The sequence below is a fragment of the Candidatus Cryosericum septentrionale genome, from assembly GCF_003570995.1.
Classification (GTDB): Bacteria; Caldisericota; Caldisericia; order Cryosericales; family Cryosericaceae; genus Cryosericum; species Cryosericum septentrionale.
Genome location: NZ_QXIY01000048.1, coordinates 8,441 through 8,757 on the forward strand (window position 1 = coordinate 8,441; position 317 = coordinate 8,757).

General features: G+C 51.7%; 1 pseudogene. It reads right to left on the reverse strand.

Going from position 1 to position 317, the window contains the following annotated elements:
- Positions 1–202, reverse strand: a pseudogene (locus SMC1_RS10935) (hypothetical protein); the annotation flags it as partial.
- Between the last annotated feature and the right edge of the window lie 115 nt (positions 203–317).

Below are 317 nucleotides of genomic sequence, written 5' to 3' on the forward strand. Positions count from 1 at the left end.
ACACCGTAACTTCAATCTGAGTACTCCCAAATCCCAAATAGACAATAGGATACATGTCCGCCACGATGGCGCACACGAGAACCATCACAAACCAGACAGGGGAAACCGGCGACGTGCTATTTGGGATGAAAAAGGCTGCCACGGCCAACCCTATCGCCGTGGCGACCACAGCGACAATATAGATAATCCCGCGCCTAGGCATCTTCTCTGGTACTATCGCTTCCCCTGACATCTAGAAGACATTTTACTATTGTCCCCGCAGCAACGCCTTTGTCAAGCTAGGCGTCAGGAAACTGATCCAGCTCAAGGGGAAGACG